The following is a 20,251-nucleotide window of genomic DNA, read 5'->3' as shown; positions in this document are numbered from 1 at the left end:
CAAGCTGAAATCTCACTATAAACAATCGGATATAAAATGAATAAATTAATACATATCAGCGTAGAAAAACGTTGGGTAATGGTAGCCTTGTTTACCTTACTGGCGTTTTTCGGATACTATTCGTGGAAACAGCTTTCCATAGAAGCATATCCCGATATTGCGGACGTGACCTCACAGGTGGTCACACAGGTTCCCGGACTGGCTGCCGAGGAAGTAGAGCAGCAAATTACCATACCCGTTGAGCGGGCATTGAACGGATTGCCGGGGATGCACGTGATGCGCAGCAAAAGCACCTTTGGTCTGTCCATGATTACCATCGTTTTTCAGGATGGAGTTGACGATTATTGGGCAAGGATGCGTGTTCAGGAACGGCTGAACGAGATAGAACTACCGTATGATGCCGTACCCGGTCTTGATCCATTGACATCGCCCATCGGGGAAATCTACCGTTATATCATCGAAAGCGATGGCGGCCACGATTTACGGGAGTTGACCGACCTGCAAAACTTTACCGTCATTCCCCGTATCAAACAGGTGTCGGGCGTGGCCGATGTAACCAATTTCGGGGGTATTACCACGCAGTTCCAGATTGAGGTTGACCCCCGTAAACTGGAGCAGTACAACATCACGCTAAGCGAGGTAATAGAGACCATAGAGAGCAATAACGTCAATGCCGGAGGGAGCGTATTGCCAAGAGGCGAATTAGGCTATGTCATCCGGGGAATTGGGTTGGTCAAAAATTTGGAAGACCTCGGCAGGATTGTTGTAAAATCCGAAGATGGTGTACCTATTTTTCTGAACGACATCGGGGAACTGAAATACGGTACGCTGGAGAGAAAGGGCGTATTGGGCTTTACCGACCGTGAACGTAATTATTCGGAAAGTCTGGAAGGTATTGTATTACTATTGAAAGGGCAAAATCCCTCAAATGTACTGGAAGGCATACACGAAGCGGTTGACGAACTGAATAACGGAGGTTTGCCCGAAGGTGTACGCATCCACACTTTTCTTGACCGGACCGATCTTGTAAACACCACGCTAACTACCGTATCGCATACCTTGTTGGAGGGGATGGCTTTGGTGATTATCGTCCTGATTGTATTTCTCGGAAGCTGGCGCGGAGCTTTGCTTGTAGCGGTTACCATTCCGTTGTCGATGCTCATTGCCTTTATCCTGATGCGTTTTACCAATATTCCTGCCAACCTGCTTTCCTTGGGGGCCATCGACTTCGGTATTATCGTTGACGGGGCGATTGTAATGATGGAAACCATACTAAAAAAACGGGAAGACAACCCCGAAGAGGAACTGAAGGAGAAGACCATCGCACAACGCGCGGCAGAAGTGGCCAAACCCGTATTCTTTGCGACCATCATCATCATTACGGCGTACCTTCCTTTGTTTGCTTTTGAGCGGGTAGAAAACAAACTCTTTACACCAATGGCCTTTACCGTGGGATATGCCTTGTTTGGAGCATTGGCGGTTGCACTATTGGTTATTCCCGGAATGGCGTATGTCATCTACCGTAAACCGCAGAAGATATATCACAACAAGTGGCTGGAAAAACTGACCGATGGTTACCACAACAGGGTGCAGAAAATAATGAAGCGTCCGAAAAGGGTATTTCTTCCTTTGATATTGATTTTGGCCGCGGCATCATTGCTCACCATGCGGGTAGGGAAAGACTTTTTACCGCCATTGGACGAAGGTTCCATCTGGTTACAGGTACAATTGCCGCCGGGCATTTCGGTGGAGAAGTCCAAAGAAATGAGCGATACGCTTAGGGCAAGGACAATGAAGTATGATGAAGTAACCTATATCATGGTGCAGGCAGGACGTAACGACGATGGCACGGATCCGTGGACTGCTTCGCACTTTGAAGTATCCATCGGCATCAAACCCTACAAAGAATGGCCGAGAGGCAAAACAAAATACGACCTGATAGAAGAATTGGCGAAGGAATATGACCAACTGCCAGGATTTACTGTGGGCTTTTCCCAGCCGATGATAGACGGGGTAATGGATAAGATTTCGGGGGCGCACAGTGAACTTGTGGTAAAAATATACGGCGATGATTTCAAGGAAACAAGACGGATTGCCGAGGAAGTAATGACAACGCTAAAGACCGTACCGGGCGCAGTGGATTTGGACATTGACCAAGAGCCGCCTTTGCCGCAGCTTCAAATACATGCCGACCGGGACAAGATAGCCCAATACGGATTGAATGTTTCTGATGTGGCTGAATTGATTGAAGTAGCCATCGGGGGAAAAGCCGTTTCGCAACTGTTCATCGGACACAAAGTGTACGACATCATCTGCCGATACAGTGAAATAAGCCGGAATACGCCGGAAAAAATTGCTAACCTGATGCTTACTTCCAAAACCGGGGCAAAAATACCGTTGTCGCAGGTAGCCGAAGTAAAGCTAAGTACGGGAGAAAGCACCATTACACGAGAAATGAACAAAAGGCATCTGACCGTAAAACTCAATGTACGCAACAGGGATTTGAAATCATTATTGACCGATGCACAGAATGCCATTGAGAAAAACGTGCAGTACGACCACGAGAAATTCAACATCAAATGGGGCGGTCAGTTCGAGAACCAAAACCGGGCTTATGAAAGACTATCGGTTATCGTACCGTTGGCACTGGGCATCATGTTCATACTTCTTTATGGCGCATTCGGCTCATTCCGGCAGGCAGGGCTTTTAATGAGCATTGTACCGTTGGCACTATTCGGGGGTATGCTGGCACTGAACGTAAGAGGCATGTCGCTCAATGTATCTTCTGCCGTTGGGTTCATTGCCCTGTTCGGTGTGGCGATACAGAACGGAGTGATTATGATTTCGCATATCAATGAGTTGAGGAAAAAAGGCTATGATTTATTACGGGCAGTGATAGAAGGAGCCGGACACCGTTTCCGTCCGGTGCTGATGACCGCAACCGTAGCGGTGCTTGGTTTATTCCCTGCATCATTGGCAACGGGCATCGGTTCCGATGTACAGCGTCCACTGGCAACGGTAATCGTTTACGGATTGCTTTTCTCTACTGCCATCACCCTTTTTGCCTTACCCGCATTGTATTACCTCATTGAAAAGAAATGGGGCAAAAACGTCAATGCGCCACAACAATCATAAATACAGAGCAAATGAAAAAATACATAAAAATGGTTATCAGCATGGCTATCCTGCATTTGTCCTATACGGCAAGTGCACAGGAAATAGACACGCTGTTCACAAAAAGGAAGATAGACTATGCCACCTATATTGGGCTGGTAGGTAAAAATAATTTGGAATATTCGGCAGAGAAATTCAACATCAATATTGCGGAAGCAAACATACTTAGTGCCAAGATTTTTCCTGACCCCGAACTCGGCTTTGGCTTTGCAGACAACGGGCAACGTAGAATGAATATGGGATATGGTTTCAATTCAGAACTTTCTTGGACATTGGAACTCGGAGGAAAACGGAAAGCCCGCATAGACGTTGCCCAAAATGAAGCGCAGCTTACCAAGCTGCTGCTGGAAGATTATTTCCGCAACCTGCGGGCAGATGCTACATTGGCTTACCTGCTCACCATTCAGAACCGCCATTTACTGGATGTACAGTTCAATTCCTACCAGCAGATGAAAAAGCTGGCAGAAGCAGACAGCATCCGTTTCAGGCTTGGCAGCATCACGCAGGTGGATGCACGACAGTCAAAACTGGAAGCTGGCACGATGCTGAACGAGGTCTATGCTGCGCAGGCAGAATGGAAAACAGCATTGGCTAACTTATCGCTTTTGTTGGGACACAGGGAGGCGGACACCTTATTGTACCCTAAAGAGGACTTTACGGGCTTTGACCGGAACTTTATATTACAGGATTTGATACTGACCGCTCAAAACAACAGGTCAGACCTGAAAGCCGCCTTGCAGCATAAGAATGTTTCCCAAAGCCTGATTAAACTGGCTAAAGCCAACAGAGCCATTGACCTCGGTTTGTCAATGGGTGTGGACTATAATTCTTATGTGCGGAACGTCATAGCCCCTACACCGTCCTTCACAACGGTAAATGCCGGGATTAGCATTCCGCTCAAATTTTCCAACAACCGCCCCGGCGAACTCCGGGCAGCACAATACGGCATGATGCAAGCCGAGCAGCTATACAGGCAAACGGAGCTTACCATCCAGACCGAGGTAACGCAGGCGTTCTATAATTACGAAGCCGCACAGAAACAGGTATCGCAATTCAATACGGGTTTGCTTGCCGAAGCAAAGGCAATTTTGGATGGGAAGATATACAGCTACCAACGGGGCGAAACTTCCCTGCTGGAAGTATTGGATGCCCAACGCACCTACAATGAAGTGCAACAAAACTATTATCAGACCCTTTACAACCATGCTGCCGCACTTGTAGAACTGGAAAAGGCAGTCGGTATTTGGGATATTAACTTCTAAAAGACAGAGCAATGAAAAAAATAATAATGGTACTGATGGCTGTGGCACTTTGCAGTATTACTTATGCGCAATCGCAGCCTGAACCTGCCCTAAGCCTGACCGATACCCTTTCAGACAAACAGTTGCTCAACGGCAAGGTCACATGGGGATTAAAGGCAGGCTGGAATTACAGCAACCTTTACGGAAAGGAAATAGATTACGTATTCGCCAGCAAGCAGACCGAATACCAATCCGGGTTTCACGCCGGGGTATTCGTGGACACTCGGATGTCAAAACATTTCGGGTTGAAGCACGAGCTATTGTTCAGCCAAAGGCGTATCGGCGTATCGCTCACCGATACGAACTTTGGGGATTACAGGTCAAAGCTCACCATGTCCTATGTTGACCTGATGCCTGCCAGTCTGACCTTTCATGCAGGCGGTTTCCAGCTATATGCGGGACCTTACGTAAGCGCATTGCTCAATGCCAATGTGCAACGCATGGATGAAAACGGCAGGATGTTTAAGGACAAAAGTATTTATGGCGACCCCGGAAACGATGAAACAGAAAGCCGCTACCTGCAAAAATTCGATTTCGGGGCGAATGTTGGATTGGAATATCGCTTTGACTTCGGCATATCCATAGGCGCAAGATATACGCATGGCTTTAACGATATTTTCCAGTATGCCAACAGCTATACGAACGAAGATACCAAGACCGATAACATTAAAATATACAACAAAGGGTTTATGGTGTCGATAGGATATGTATTCAAATAAACTGCTCACGAAATGCTTGCCTTATGAACAGCCGATTATGCTTTTTTCTATTATGCTTTCGCTCCTGCCTTCCCTGTAAGGCGCAAATGTATTACGAAAATAATCCGAGAACGTTCAAAGGGTTGCTGTCCGCCGGGCTGAACGGTTCCCAAATTGACGGTGATGGCCCGGCGGGCTATCACTCGTGGGGATTTACAGGCGGTATAGGCACAGCCGTACAATGGCACAGGAACATATCAACCAGTATTGAACTGCTGTATTCGCAGAGAGGTTCCGTTCAGAAAGGCGAAATGAAAAACGGAGCGGTGGAAAGGTTTAAAATCAATACTGACTATATCGAAATGCCTGTGTGCTTGAATGTAAATGACAACAAAGCACTTACAGTAGGTGTCGGTATCAGCCCTGCGGTGTTGCTCAACTACCGGATTGCCTACCAGTTGACCGATGCGGCTACGGGAACGGTGAACACAACACCCCCGGTATGCCTTGCAAATCCCATGAAGGAATATGATGTAAGCGGATTGGTAAAAATGCAATTCCGGTGTTTCCGTTCCCTTAGCATCGGAGCAAAATACCAGTATTCCCTGATTAGCCTGCGCCCTCCCTGCGAAGGCGATACAAGAGCCAACGGGCAGTACCATAATGTGATTGGCTTTTACTTGCAATACAAAATATAACGAGCATAAAAAGACAAATTGAGATATGCCATTTTTTTAGAGGGGATTTTCTTTTTATTAGTAACCCAAACATAGGGCTTTAAAAACAACTGAATGGATAAATTTTATAAAGAAACATTATATAAATTGGAAATGGAAATCGACGAATTGGAAATTGAAGCCGATTGCCCCATCCAAAGGATAGAAGCTGTCATACATATAATTGTTAAATGCTTATCTGAATTAAAAGCGCATATCCAAAAAAGAGGGTTTAAAAATACAGAGGAAGAAATTCGTTTTTTCAAACATCAGAAACCCGTTATTGTTTCAAAGCTAATCTATTACAATGCTATCTATAAAATAGAAAGCAAAAAGCCCAATGAAACAAAGTCTGCCAAGAAGTTTATTAACACCGAGTTGAAAAAGCTCAAAAGGTTTTTTGATAATAATCTTGAATTTTATAAATATTACCGCACCAATAATACCTTTATTGACGACCAGCTTTTTGTTCGGGGAAAATATGACATTAAGCTAAATTTAGACACCATTTATTTTGAAACAGACCATTCATTTTCCACCGTTGCCGATTACAAAGCCGCTAAGATACTGGCGAACGATTTAATACAGGTTTATCTTGAAGACCAAATAAATAATAATAAGAATAAGGCATCTAATAATAATTATCCTCTAAAGTGGACAGGAAGCAAAACAGCATTAACAGAATTAATTTACGCACTGTATGCACAAGGTGCGTTTGACAATGGAAATGCAGACATCAAGGTTATCGCTAAAACATTTGAACTTGCTTTTAATATTAGTTTAGGCGATTTCTATCATACCTATTTAGAACTGAAAAGCCGGAAAATGAACAGAACGAAATTCCTTGACAGTCTGCGTGATGCTCTGCTTAAGAAAATGGACGAACAGGAAGAATTTTAGCCGACACGATTACAGTACCCCTCTTGGTAAATGAACACCTTTTGTCCGAACTATATTTTCAGAAATGTTTGGAGCCTCTTTCTGCTTTTCGACCTGCTCCGGTAGTTCTTCTTTAGTTTCCTCTGTAATAGATAGCTGTATCTTCCGTTCAACAGCAGCCAGTTCAGTTTTCAATTCGCTCAATCTGCTTTCTTTAGACCACGTACCGTTTACCACTTCCTGAAGAATGGGCAGGTCTTTTTGTATTTCAGTAATTTTCTTTTGCTCCTGCTCGATAAAGCCAGGCAATTTCTCCAGTGCGTTCAGGAAGTTCATAGCCGCCAGCTTTTCATCTTTAGCGATTAGACCGTTATTGTAGGTGTATTTGATATTGCCCTCGCCCTGTACCAAAAAACGGTTTACCCTTATATCTACGCCCTCTTTTTCGGACATTTCGGTTTTGACCAACAGCGTAAATCCGTACAGGCTTCCTATTTCTTCATATTGACCTCCGGTGCGGGCTTTATCCGCAAGCTGGTTGAGCTTTGCGCCGATTTGCTTTATATCTGCATTAGGCGGCAAACCGTCTAACTGTACAGGATTTGCAATTGTGCCATCAGAACGTTTTTGTAGTCGTTGTTGCAAGTTTTCCCAATCGAGGCTCATTCTGTTTAATCTGGATTGCGTACTATCAAGCAATTCCGTACAGTCTTGCAGCTTGTATTTGGCACTGAACTTAGAGCGGTTGAACGCCTGTTTTTCGCTTTCCAATCCTGCAATCTGTTTTTCTAACTTGGCTTTATCCAGCAGGTCGGTATTTCCCGACAGGATAGCCACGTATTCCGAAAAGTTCATTCCTGACTTTTCATCCATACTGCCCTCGTCGATAGTTCTTTTGCCGAGGTTATTGGTTTTTAACTGGTCTATAAAAAGTTGCTTATTGTACAACAGGTTGAACTTATAACTATCCAATGATTTTTCAACGGCATAAATGATTACATCTACTTTGTTATCGGCAAAGAACTTGGCAATCTCATTGCCTTTTCTGATTGCCCTACCGTCCCGTTGGGCAAGGTCGCTTGGTCGCCAAGGTGTATCTAAATGATGAATGGCAACGGCTCTTTTCTGTGCATTTACGCCCGTACCCAACATACTTGTAGAACCGAATAGCACCCGGATTTTACCCTCGTTCATTCCTTTGATAAGTTCCTTACGTTGCTTATCATTTTTGCCCTCCTGTATAAAACGGATTTCGTTTGTAGGTATGCTGTGGTCTTCCACGAGCTTACGTTTGATTTCGGAGTACACATTCCATTCGCCCGGCTTGTAGGTTCCCAAATCGGAGAAAACGAATTGCGTTCCTTTCTGTGCGTTGTATTGTTTGTAATATTTGGCAATGTTTGCCGCAGTATGCGAAGCCTTATTGTCGGGATGGTCTTCGTACCTGCCGCTTACCATACGCATATCCAGCGACATCTTACGGGCGTAGTCCGTAGCGATGAGCATCTTTGCTTTTTCTTCGCTGGCACTTAGCTTTGGTCTGCCCAACAGTTCTGCATTTCCTGTCTTGGCAAACTCCATTAGCTTTTTGATAAATTCTTCCTGGTCGGGCGTGGGCGGTATGTTGTACAATACCTCGTTCTTATTGGGGCGGTCAATGCCTATATCTTTTGCGGTTCGGTAATCGGTGATTTCCGAGTAGAATTGTGCCAACTCCGGCACTTTGATAAAGTACCTGAAGCGTTCTTTTGCTACAATATTGTTAGCCACCGAAAACTCATAATCTGTTGTTTTCCTTGCATAGATAGCCGCCCACGCATCAAAAGAGTGGATGCCTTGTTTTTCCATTGCCCTCGGTCGCAGGTATTTAAACAGCAGGTACAATTCGGTCAGAGAATTACTGATGGTGGTTCCTGAAAGAAAGGTTGCTCCCATATCCGCATTGATGCGTTCCTGAATGGTACGGATAGCAAAGAGCAGGTTCAATGCCTTTTGACTGCCGTCCACATTACCCAATCCAGCAACTCGTGTATGCCTTGTGTTGAACATCAGGTTTTTGAATTGGTGGCTTTCGTCCACAAACAAATGGTCTATGCCCATCATCTTGAAATCCACCACATCATCTTTGCGGTTCTCAATATCGTGTTGCAGTGTTTTGAGTTTGACTTCAAGATTTTCTTTCCGCTTGATTACTCCGGCGAGCATCCCTCTGGTCACTTCCTTGCCTTGCGATTTCAGAGCATCGAGGTTGCGCTCCACGCTGTCCAGTTCTATTTCAAGGATTTCCTTTTGTATTTCAGGCGACTGCGGTATCATCCCGAATTGGTCGTGTGTCAGTATCACACAATCCCACTCGTTATTTTTAATATCCCCGAAAATCCGCAGGCGTTTTTGGGGCGTAAAATCTTCCTTGCCCGGAAACAGGATTTTTGCGTGTGGATAGGCTGTTCGGTAGGCTTCGGCAATTTCGTGAACGTTGCTTTTCAGCCCGATAATCATCGGTTTGTGTGCCAGCCCCAAACGCTTCATTTCCTGTGCAGCGGTACACATTACCAACGTTTTCCCTGCACCTACTTCGTGGTCGCAGATAGCACCGTTGTTCAGCTTTATCATCCAAACGGTGTCCTTTTGGCTGGAATACAGGTCTTCAATGCCCAGTGCCTTGCGGTCTAATCCCGGAAAGTCCTGATGGCTTCCGTCATAGTTCGGTCGGACGAAACAGTTAAACTTATCGTTGTATTGTTCGGTCAGCCTGTTTTTAAACTCATCGTTTTGGGCGTGAAGCCAATCGGTAAAGGCGGTGCGGATTTCATCAATCTTGGTATTCGCCATTTGTATGGCTTCCATATCCCGCACTTTTACTTCCTGGTCGCCCACCATCACTTTTTTTGTAATGTCGGGCGTGGTATTAACCAATGCGTGTTTGAGCAAGGCAACGCCGTCAAACGTCCGGCTTTCCGCTTTTACGGCATATTTCTCCCAAATATTCATATTGCCCTGATGACACTTTACGGAAAAGTCGTCGGAGCTTTCGGAATAATGAATAATAACATCTGCATCGAACAGGTGCGAAGCAAAACAAGCGTAAATGCCTGTGGGTATCCAGCGTTCGCCCAAATTAAAGTCGAGTTCCTCAAATTCGATACGTCTTGGTCTTGCTTCCTCTAATACGGTAAGGCTCGCTTTGGCTTCAGCATCATCGGGATTGCGTTCGAGATAATCTTTTACCTCTTGGGCTTTCTCTACTACGTTGCCTGCAATCCATCGTTCGGATATTTCATATTCCCGTTGTAGGGGATTGTAGTAAATACGACTGTTTAAGGCTTGCTTCAGGGCATCATCGGTCATACCGCTGATTTCGGACATATAGTCCAAATCCACGCTTCCATATTTATTCAGCGAAGCAGCTAACGCTTCTTCAGGATTGTCCGTTGCTATGGATACCGTAGAAAAACTTACAGGTCGGCTGAAGATATCAGCTTTGTGTACCACGCCACCAACCACACGCTCCAAATAAGGGATTTCCTTACCGGAACTATCTGTTTTGATTAGCTTGATATTATCTGCACTATTGAGGTTGCCATACCTTTTTACAAAGGCATCGTACAGGCGGTTAAGGTTTTCCCTTTCTTCCTTGTATTCGGTCTGGAACTTAGCCTCATTATTGTAAAGTTCTTGGTAAACATCACGCACCCCGATATACGCTTCGGCTCTTGCCTTTTGTGAGGTCGGTAAAGCTAAAGGATGAAAAACAGCCGTACCGTCTGATGTATCTACATCTTGCAAATGACCGACCCAACCCTTGTCAACCACAAGACAATCGTTACGGTGGAACGATTGCAGTTCGCCACTATAAGGAGCAGGTTCAGGAATAGTATTAACATTGATGTTGGGAACGGCTGTCTTATCAGACTGGCCATTCCCGTTTATTTGTGAAAACAGGTCGCCGATAGCTTCCTGTTTTTTGCCGTTGGTTTGTTTGGTTCCATTGGTAGCACCATTAGATTTTAGTGGTGTATAAGGTTGCTGCATCGCACTGCTGAACAGGTCGGGCTGGCGACCTAATGCAGCTCTTCTCTTATTAGTGCTTTGCCTTTTAGCTTGTGTCTTTCTTTTGGGTGGAGCAAGAACCATTACAGGTTCGTCCATATTTTCAAACAGGTCAAAAATGCTTAGTTGTCGTAATTCCTGCGGACTTTCCTGATGAATTACAGGAGCAGGAACAGGTTGCGGTTTTTGCTGAATGATTACAGGGTCGATAACCGGAGGTGTAACCTTTGGTTCAATCGGAATTTGTATCACAGGCTCATCATTCCGTTCGCCTTTGTATAAATTCAAATTCAGGTGCTTGCCAAAATCTTCGGAAAGCATTTGTTTCAAATCTTTGGCAATGCCCTCAACACCGTCTTTATGCGTATAGATTAGGGCGGGTTGCCCGTATGGGTCGGTATCTAATTTTTGGTCGGTATGCACAATCCTTGTGGTGTCTTGAAAGAGGGCATTACCGGGAGTATTGTATTCTGTTTGCCTGCTTCGGCAAAACAGATCTTCCCTGTCGGTCAGATTTTGTTTTGCCGAATTTTTTTGCAGGATAATCAGGTCGCTGCCAACTTCCGTACCAGCATATTCAGTAAACAGGTTGTTAGGCAATCTTACAACCGTAACCAAATTATTATCCTGCATTAACGCCCTCCGTATCGGTTCGTTTTTAGGACTGTTCAGAATGCCCTGCGAAGTAATGTAAGCCAACAAACCGCCCTCACGCAGCATATCAGCACCTTTCAGGAAAAAGTAATTGTGTATGCTTCGGGCTGCCTGTACTTTTGCACCGTCCTTGCTTCGGGAATAGGAAAGGTCGAAAACGGAAGTGTCGCCAAACGGTATATTGCTGGCAACTACATCATAGCTGTTTTGTTCCCTTTCGGGGATTTCTTCAAAACCACTTATACGGATATTGCTGTCAGGATAAAGCTGCTTTAAAATCTTACCTGTAAGCAAGTCCTTTTCATAAGCGGTAACACTGGTTTTTTGGTTTTCTGTAAAGGATTGGATGTATGAACCGATACCTGCGGAGGGTTCGAGAAATTTGTCAATGTGCAGACCATTATCCCGCAAGGCGGATGAAACGGCATCTATAACCTTTGGTGGTGTATAAAAAGCCGTCAGTACGGAACTTTTCATACTGTCCACATACCTGCGGTATTGCTTATCGTCTTGGGAATTTTCTTTGAGTAACTGGTGGAGTTCCTGCGTGAGTGGGAAAAGGTCGTGTTCCGTCTTTCTCCAATGATTGATGTCTATTTCGTTTTCTACGGGGTTCAACACGAATTTAAGACCGCCAAATCCGCTGTATCGCATCATTAGCAGTCTTTCGCCTACGGTGGCTTGCCGTTTCTCCTTTTCCAGTTTAAAAACAATTCGCAGGGCATCAATATTCTGTTGGAGATGGAACCGCTTACTGAAGCCCATTATCCTCAATCCATATTGCGATGGTTCCGGTCAGTTCAGTGTAGAGTACATCAAACTCATACCCGTAAGCGAAATCATCGGTTAATTTATATCCTGCGAAAACAGGCTCACAAACAGAAAACATTTTGAGGGCGAACGGTCGCAGTTCCTCATCTGCCATTATGGTATCAAACTCATTGCATACCACTTTGAAAACAGTGTCGAACTTGGAGAAGTGTAAGCCCTCAAAAAGTATGTAGTTGGCTATTTCGTTGCATTGCTCAACGGTGTTTCCCGAACGGAAAGCACCCTCATAAGCATTGGCAGCCCACGAAGACCGTTGGTCTATGAATTTTTGGTCGTGTGCCTTTTCGGGGAAGCTGCTGTTTAATAATTCTTGCAGTCGTAACCTGAAATACGACAGGTCTTTTTGCTGTGTACTCATACTATAATTTTGTTTAGAATTTTACTTGAAGCCTAAAATTAGGAGCATAAGCAGATGCCTTTGACAATGTTGCAGGGTTTGGCTTTGAAAGGCAGGATTTGGCGTAAGGAAGTTATAACAAGGGATTTAATTTGTACTTTTGAAAGTAAAACCAAACATAATTGACAGATAATAAACAATGAATGAATTAGAACCGCTAAAAAGTATTTTTAAGGACAGAATATTTAAAATACCAGACTACCAGCGTGGATACGCCTGGACTACACGACAACTAAAAGATTTTTGGGAGGATTTAGTTAATCTTCCTGCCGATAGATTTCATTATACAGGATTACTCTCCTTAAAAAAAGTAGATAAAAGTACCTGGAGTATTTGGAATGATGAGCGTTGGCTAATTGAAGATAGAGGCTTCAAACCTTTTCATATTGTTGATGGTCAACAAAGATTGACAACATTTGTAGTTTTTATACAAGCTATTTCGGAACAACTCAAAGCTATACCTGAAAACAAGGGTAAAAAGGATGAAGATATTTATCTTGGTTCTTTTAGTTTAAAAGCCATCAAGGAAGAATATTTAGTAATTGAAAAACCACCGCAATTTATTATTAAGACATACAAATTTGGCTACGAGGTTGATAATCCAAGTTTCAAATTTTTACGACATAGAATTTTTTTAGAACCCAATAGCGGAACAATTCAAGAAACTTTCTACACCCTCAATCTTGAAAATGCCAAAAGGTTTTTCAAAGAAAATCTACAAATTTATTTCGACCAATATGGCTTAAATGAAATTGAAGCATTATTCAAAAAGGTCACGCAAAACCTAATGTTTAATGTTTATGAGATAAGCGATGATTTTGATGTTTTCGTTGCATTTGAAACAATGAATAATCGTGGAAAAAAGCTATCAAATTTAGAACTTCTTAAAAATCGCTTAATATATTTAACCACTTTGTACGATGAGAATGAGCTCAAAAATGACGAGCGAAATTCCTTGAGAGAGAAAATCAATGATGCTTGGAAAGAAGTCTATTACCAGCTTGGACGAAATAAACAAAATCCACTCAACGACGATGATTTTTTAGTAGCCCATTGGATAATGTATTTTCAATACACAAGAGAAAAAGGCGATGATTATATCAGGTTTTTGTTGGAGCAGAAATTTACACCACAAAATATTTATGCAAAAACAGAAGTGAGAGTTAGTTCTTTACAGGATTTTGAAGAAGTTAGAGAGGATGAAGATACCGACCAGGAAGAGGTTGATATTAATGGAGAAGATGAAATAACAGTGTTGCGTTCTCGACTTTCTCCTAAAGAAATCGAAGATTATGTAAACAGTTTAAAAGCTGCTGCTGTTCATTGGTATAATACACATAATCCGGTAAACAATCCAGACTTGACTACCCAGGAGAGCCTATGGATAGACCGATTGAACAGAATTGGTATAATTTACTTCCGTCCACTTGTAACCGTATCTTTTTTAAACAAGGATATTAATTCGAGTAAACGAATTAACTTATTTAAAGCAATTGAGCGTTTTATATTTATCACATTCCGGCTTAGCCGGGCTTTTTCTACTTATAGAAACAGTGAATTTTATCGAGCTGCAAGACAGTTGCGTAACGGCGAATTAACCATTGAAACTATTATCCAGCGATTGAATGATAGAATGAACTACTGTTTTTACACCCCTGAAAACTCTGAAGAAACCTTTTTCGATTATACATACTTTCAAAAGTTTATTGACAAGAAATTTAAAAGCGGAGGAGGCTTTTATTATTGGAATGGACTTCGATATTTTTTGTATGAATATGAAATGGAAAAGGTGAGGCAAAGAGGAAGTCAAAAGATTGATTGGAGGCTATTTGTAAAGAGTGAAAAAGACAAGGTTTCCATTGAACATATTTATCCCCAAACTCCAACACATACAAGCTGGAAATCCAGTTTTAAAGGTCATAAAAAGTCACAGTTACCCTTTTTTCAGGGAACATTAGGAAATCTTTTGCCACTTTCACAAAGTATAAATTCAAGCCTCCAAAATGATTGTTTTGATGACAAGAAGAACGCAAAATACAATGACAAAAAAGAGAAAATAAGACAGGGCTATTTTGATGGCTCGCACTCTGAAATCGAAGTATCGGGCTATGAAACATGGAACTCTGATACAATACTTGATAGAGGTAATAAGTTACTGGAATTTATGGAACAGCGTTGGGATTTAAAATTTGAAGATGAAACTGCAAAAGCAGAATTACTGTTCCTTGACTTTATGCTCGAAGAAGAAGAACTACATACCACCACTGAAGAATAGGAAGAATAACATATAGAAATAATAGTGTAAATGAATTATACAGAAAACATTGAACGTTTAAAAATACTCCTTACAGGAGCATCCACTGATGTTACTATAACAACGGAAAATGAAGCAGAATATAAAAGATTAAAAAGCGAACTTAACAAATCTGCTAAGTTTAAAGCCAACGAACCTAAAGAATTTAAAATCTGTTTAACGCTTCAGGAATTTAGAAGAGAAATGCAGGCAAAAGGTGGATATGCCGAACGGAGAAAACACATTAACGAAATCTTCTATCCTCTGATTTCAGATGAAAATTCCCTGTTGGATAGTATCGAAGAAATACAACAAAATGTAAACTTTGGTCATTTAAACCTTTTACCACAGGATATACAACAAAAAGGTAGAGAAATGTCGGAAGTATATCTGTACCTGTATTGTATAGAAAATTCACTAAGAATATTTATTGAAGAAATAATGAAGTCACAAACTGTAAATATTCCTAAAAGAGTGCAAGACACAATAGACAAATTAAAGAAAAGTGAACAAGAGAGCAAATATTTACCAATACGGGGTAATAGCGATTTGTTTTATTGCGATTTTATAGAGTTAGGAAAAATTATAGTTGGGAATTGGACAGTGTTCGGAAAGTATTTCCCAAAACAGAATGAACATTGGTTGAATGTAATGGTTGACGAATTGTACAAGATACGATGTTTAGTTGCGCACAATAGTTACGTTGGTAAGGATGAACGTGATGCACTAAAAGTTTATTATAAGAGCATTACTGCCCAATTACAATTGTAAAATTTAATCAACAATAAACCCTCTGAATTTTCAGAGGGTTTATTATTATTGTCTGTTTAAGATTTGAAGCATCCTGCCGACTTCAATATCCATTCTCGAAAAGGCAAACCATTTTTTGCCCAGGTCTTTAAGGGATGCCCCGATGTGGTAGAGTTCATTATGGTCAATAATCAAAAAACGGTCGTGGGCATCGGAAAAAAGTTCAATAGCTATGGGAGGATATTGGCTATTGTAGCGTTGTAAGTCTAACCGTAACTGGTTGCTGATGTTTTTGGTAAGGATTGTAGCCCTCACATTAGCCTTACGCTTACCTAACACAGTAAGCACCGTATCATCCACATAATTATCGAGCAGGATAATGGAGCTTTTGGCATTTCGGATAATATCGGAAACAAAGGTATAGGCATCAAAGATTTGTCCGTTGTAAAAGATACCTTTGTCGCTGTGGAGCTTGTCACTTTCCAAAGCCTTAAAAATCTCTTCAAATTTTTGGTCGGCTTCCAATTGCTTTAACTCAATATTATCCAAGCGATGAAATAAAGAAGCATTGCTGATAAGCAAACGCCGCATCTCTACAAACGCATCCATTATTTCTATACTGACTTTTACAGCCACATCGGAGCGAAGCACTGCCGATAGCATCGCTACACCTTGTTCGGCAAAAACATAGGGCAGGTAACGTCGTCCGCCTCGCCCTACGTTTGAGGTTCCAATTTGGAACCTCAAAAATTCAGTTTCATCCTCGGTCAGTTGAAAGCAGAAATTTTCAGGGAAACGGTCTAAATTCCGTTTTACCGCTTTGTTCAGTATTTTGGTTTCTACCTGATATAAGGCAGCGAGGTCGCTATCCAACATCACTTGTTTACCCCTGATGGAATAAATCAGGTTTCTGATTTCTTTGGGTACGATTGACGGTTTATTTTCCATTGCGTTTACTGCTTTTGTTTTTCTCAAACTCAAAAGAACTTTCCGCATTCTCTTTCAGTACGATGTAAGCATCGAATTTTTTTCCGGCTTTGCTTGTCATTCCTTTGATTAAAGCCGTTTTGCCTTTATTGACAAGGCTTGTTATATTTTCGATACTGATTTGTACACCGCAGACGTTACGGAACTGTACCCAGTTACAAGCCTCATCAGGGCATTTCACAATCTTATCACGTATAATGAGCTGCTGACTTTTGCACTTTGGACAGGTCAGTTTCGGCTGATTGGTGCTTGCAATAGAAGTTTGCAGCAATTCATCTGTAATGGATTTGGCATAGGTTTCCATTTCATTTTGGAATGCTCCGGCATCCGCTTCGTTATTTTCGATTTTCTGCAATGCCAATTCCCATTCGGCGGTCATTGCCACATCCGCAATTTTACGGTCTTTGACAAGCCCGTACACCTGCAATCCTTTTTCGGTAGGGATTAAAGAACGTTTATCCCGTTGGATATAATTACGGGTAAACAGGGTTTCGATAATGGCGGCTCTTGTTGCAGGCGTACCGATACCGATATTTTTGAGGGCTTTGCGCTCTTCCTCGTTCTCGATTTCTTTCCCTGCGGTTTCCATAGCGGACAAAAGCCCGGCTTCGGTGTAAAGCACTGGCGGTTTGGTCTGCTTTTCCAAAACGGCGGCTTCCTTTATGGCAAGTTCGTCGCCTTTACGCAGTTCGGGTAATTCCTGCACTGGTTCTTCGCCATCGTCTGTAAAACTGCCTTTAATGGAACGCCAACCAGCTTCCTGAATTTTACAGCCTTTAGCAGTAAAATCGTAATGCAATACCTGTAATGAAACATCGGTTATTTCTTTGACACAAGCTTGTGATATGGCTTCGAGCAAACGAAGCGCAATCATATTGTAAATCTTGTTTTCGTCTGCGTTGAGGACCGACGGCACTTTATCGGTAATCAACAACCCGTGATGGTCCGTTACTCGTAGGTCATTCACGATACGTTTGTTGAACCGTCCCCACTTGATTTTAGCAAGGGCTTGCTTGCAATCTTCCCGGTTCTGCAAAGCCCGCACAAGGTTGGGAATTTCTGCCCACATATCTTCAGGAATGTATTTGCTTCCGGTACGTGGGTACGTGATAAACTTCTTTTCATACAGGCTTTGTGCGATATTAAGGGTTGCTTCAGCAGATAATTTCAGCCTCTTGTTGGCTTCCTTTTGTAAGCCTGTCAGGTCGAAAAGCAGGGGCGGTTGTTCTGTAACGTTTTTGGTTTCTACCGATGTAACGGTTGCCGTTGCGCCACTTTGAATGGCTTTAAGCGTATCATCAGCAAGTTGCTTCTGTTCCCATTTGGTAGCGGAAATACTTTTGAAATCAACCTGCGCTTTATTGTGCATTAATTGTATCTGCCAGTATTTCTTTACTGCAAAATTCTTATTATCGAGGAAGCGTTTGCATATCAAAGCCAGGGTAGGCGTTTGTACTCTTCCGAGCGAATAAATGCCGTTGCCTGCGGCAATGCTCAATGCCTGCGTAGCATTGATGCCCACAAGCCAGTCGGCACGACTTCTGCCTTGCGCTGCCCTATACAGCCCGTCAAATGCTGCTCCGTCTTTCAGGTTGTCAAAGCCTTGCTTTATTGCCTTTTCGGTAAGCGAACTTATCCAAAGGCGTTCAAAAGGTTTGTTGCATTTCAGGTATTCATAAATGTACCTGAAAATGAGTTCGCCCTCACGTCCTGCGTCGGTAGCAACGATGATACTGTTGCTTTGCTTGAAAAGTTGCTCAATGATTTTCAGTTGCTTTAATGCACCAGTATCGGCGGTGTACCCTTTGTCTTTTTTGACCTTGCGAACGGTCAATAAAAACGGGTTGGGCAATATCGGCAGGGATGCTTTGTCAAATCCCGAAATGCCATAATCTTCGGGCATTCCCAGTCCTATTAAATGACCGAATGCCCACGTAACAAAATAGCCGTTACCTGTCAGGTAGCCGTCCTTTTTATCGGATGCTCCCAACAAGCCGGCTATCTCTCTTGCTACGCTTGGTTTTTCTGCAATGATTGTTTTCATACTGTATTACATTTTTCTGCCTTTGGATTTTGCAGGCTTATTGTCCTGTTGTTCCTGCTGCTTTTCGTTTTTAGGTCTTTGCTGCCCGGACTTCAAAGGCTCTTGGACATTCTTGGTAGCTTCGTTGGTTTTCCCTTCCGAATTGACGGCAGTCTGTGTTTTATGGCTTTCGGCAGGTTCTACTCGTGCTTTATATTGACCCGGAAACTCGAATTTGGTCTTTCCGGTATCTTTGTCAAAAGTGATATACCCCTTATACGGTTGGTCTTTTTTGTCTTTCAGTTCAACGTATATGGTTTGTCCGGCTTTGAACTTGTTGTACTGCTCATCATCGAGTTCTTTGCCCCTGAAAGTTCTTGGAGCATCCTGCGTTTGGCTTTGCTGGTTGCTTTGCCCAGTGTTTTGTTGGTTCTTTTGCGCTTGCTGATTATTGTTGCTCCTGTCAAACAGGAACTCAACGTATCGTTTGTCCGCATTGAATTGTACCGTTGCCGAAAACTCATTTCCTTTCGTGGAAATCATACCCTCTAAATAAAGCGGCTTGCCCTCCATTAAAGTTTGCTTTTGTTCCTCATTCAGCTTTACACCTTTAATTTCATCGGGAATTTTGATAAATTCCGTTCGTAATGCAATCACATCATTGGTCAGCCTGTCAATGCTGATAATGGATGGCATCAGTTCGCCTGTTTTGGAATGTACCAAATTGACCACACGCCCCATATTGCCCGTTTCGAGCAGGTTTTTCTTGTCTTCATCCGTAAACTTGTGACCGAAAAACTCAAAGTGCAGGTTAGGTTCTTTTTTGATACCGTGTATTGCCACGATAACATTGCCGTCTTCCGCCTGCTGTAAAGACAGGCGGGCATCCGTACGGAGGATAGAACCACCGAGGTTAATGCCTATCGGTAAAAGTTCATTGGTTTTGTAACCTCGCAGCAAAGGGTCGAGCAGGTTTCTTTTTTCAAGATATTCCTTGCTTAATCCGAGGTTTTTCATTGTGTCCCAATCAATCTGCTCCGGCTTGTAGCGGTATTCGCTGGTGTCCGTTGTTGTTTGTGCTGTTGCCATATTTTTTTGATTTTCTTGTTTTTTATCAGGTTGGGGTTCTGCTTTCACTTCGTGTTCTTTCAGCACTTTTTCGCCCTCCGGTGTGGGCTTATCTAAGTGCTTTTGCAGTTCCTGCGCTTTTTCAGCAGCAACCGGGGCAGGCACTTTGAAGAAAGTAAAGTTTGTAGGGTTCTTTAACTGGCTGAAAAAGTTGGAAAAGAAGTTGGAAAAGAAATCACCGCTTTTATCCACACGCATAAACTGGTTTTGATTTTTCTTCGTGGGGTCAACGGTTTCCATTTTCCCGTTTTCGTCAATACTCTTTACCGCCTGGATTTTCATTTTCTCTTTATCCAGTACGAGTAATATGTCCGAAAGCTGTTCGGGCATTTCCTGTTTATTTGTTGTTTCTTCGCTCATATTCTGAAAA

At 42.8% G+C, this 20,251-nt stretch carries 12 protein-coding genes; 7 read left to right on the top strand and 5 right to left on the bottom strand.

Annotated features, from left to right (window positions below; all coding sequences use genetic code 11):
* Positions 1–36 precede the first annotated feature (36 nt).
* The 5 genes from DU508_RS17225 (at position 37) to DU508_RS17205 (ending at position 6,789) form a co-directional block, all read left to right on the top strand.
* Positions 37–3,135: an efflux RND transporter permease subunit gene (locus DU508_RS17225; protein ID WP_115404009.1), complete on the top strand. Its 3,099-nt coding sequence runs from the start codon at positions 37–39 to the stop codon at positions 3,133–3,135.
* A gap of 11 nt (positions 3,136–3,146) precedes the next feature.
* A complete protein-coding gene (locus DU508_RS17220; RefSeq protein WP_158542200.1) occupies positions 3,147–4,436 on the top strand; it encodes a TolC family protein in 1,290 nt (429 codons plus the stop codon).
* Between the two features lie 11 nt (positions 4,437–4,447).
* A complete protein-coding gene (locus tag DU508_RS17215) occupies positions 4,448–5,194 on the top strand; it encodes a porin family protein (RefSeq protein ID WP_115404007.1) in 747 nt (248 codons plus the stop codon).
* 122 nt (positions 5,195–5,316) lie between these two features.
* Positions 5,317–5,871 carry an outer membrane beta-barrel protein gene (locus DU508_RS17210; RefSeq protein WP_158542199.1) on the top strand — a complete coding sequence of 185 codons (555 nt, stop codon included), beginning with the start codon at positions 5,317–5,319 and terminating at the stop codon, positions 5,869–5,871.
* Positions 5,872–5,964: 93 nt separating this feature from the next.
* Complete coding sequence (locus DU508_RS17205; protein ID WP_115404005.1) at positions 5,965–6,789, top strand: RteC domain-containing protein; 825 nt, start codon at positions 5,965–5,967, stop codon at positions 6,787–6,789.
* Positions 6,790–6,798: 9 nt separating this feature from the next.
* On the opposite strand, the gene DU508_RS17200 is transcribed toward DU508_RS17205, so the two are convergent.
* Both DU508_RS17200 and DU508_RS17195 read right to left on the bottom strand, forming a co-directional pair.
* Positions 6,799–12,237 carry an N-6 DNA methylase gene (locus tag DU508_RS17200; RefSeq protein ID WP_115404004.1) on the bottom strand — a complete coding sequence of 1,813 codons (5,439 nt, stop codon included), beginning with the start codon at positions 12,235–12,237 and terminating at the stop codon, positions 6,799–6,801.
* Positions 12,224–12,661 carry a DUF1896 domain-containing protein gene (locus DU508_RS17195; protein WP_115404003.1) on the bottom strand — a complete coding sequence of 146 codons (438 nt, stop codon included), beginning with the start codon at positions 12,659–12,661 and terminating at the stop codon, positions 12,224–12,226. The genes DU508_RS17200 and DU508_RS17195 overlap by 14 nt, the downstream gene beginning before the upstream one ends.
* A 178-nt stretch (positions 12,662–12,839) precedes the next feature.
* Between DU508_RS17195 and DU508_RS17190 the strand changes: the two genes are divergently transcribed.
* The gene (locus DU508_RS17190) at positions 12,840–14,975 is read left to right on the top strand and encodes a DUF262 domain-containing protein (protein WP_115404002.1); all 2,136 of its coding nucleotides are present in this window, start codon (positions 12,840–12,842) and stop codon (positions 14,973–14,975) included.
* Between the two features lie 30 nt (positions 14,976–15,005).
* Positions 15,006–15,764 carry a Swt1 family HEPN domain-containing protein gene (locus DU508_RS23895; RefSeq protein WP_158542198.1) on the top strand — a complete coding sequence of 253 codons (759 nt, stop codon included), beginning with the start codon at positions 15,006–15,008 and terminating at the stop codon, positions 15,762–15,764.
* Between the two features lie 45 nt (positions 15,765–15,809).
* Here the strand turns inward: DU508_RS23895 and DU508_RS17180 are convergent, their stop codons facing one another.
* Genes DU508_RS17180 through DU508_RS17170 form a run of 3 tightly spaced genes read right to left on the bottom strand, consistent with a single transcriptional unit; the run spans position 15,810 to position 20,241 of the window.
* Positions 15,810–16,691: an ORF6N domain-containing protein gene (locus tag DU508_RS17180; RefSeq protein WP_115404001.1), complete on the bottom strand. Its 882-nt coding sequence runs from the start codon at positions 16,689–16,691 to the stop codon at positions 15,810–15,812.
* Positions 16,681–18,774, bottom strand: coding sequence for a type IA DNA topoisomerase (locus DU508_RS17175; protein WP_115404000.1), 2,094 nt, complete (start codon positions 18,772–18,774; stop codon positions 16,681–16,683). Before DU508_RS17175 ends, DU508_RS17180 begins: the two co-directional genes overlap by 11 nt.
* A 6-nt stretch (positions 18,775–18,780) precedes the next feature.
* Positions 18,781–20,241, bottom strand: coding sequence for a DUF3945 domain-containing protein (locus tag DU508_RS17170; RefSeq protein WP_115403999.1), 1,461 nt, complete (start codon positions 20,239–20,241; stop codon positions 18,781–18,783).
* Positions 20,242–20,251 lie beyond the last annotated feature (10 nt).

This window comes from Pedobacter chinensis (assembly GCF_003339865.1).
GTDB classification, from domain to species: Bacteria; Bacteroidota; Bacteroidia; order Sphingobacteriales; family Sphingobacteriaceae; genus Pedobacter; species Pedobacter chinensis.
This window is presented reverse-complemented; position numbering and strand designations above follow the sequence as displayed.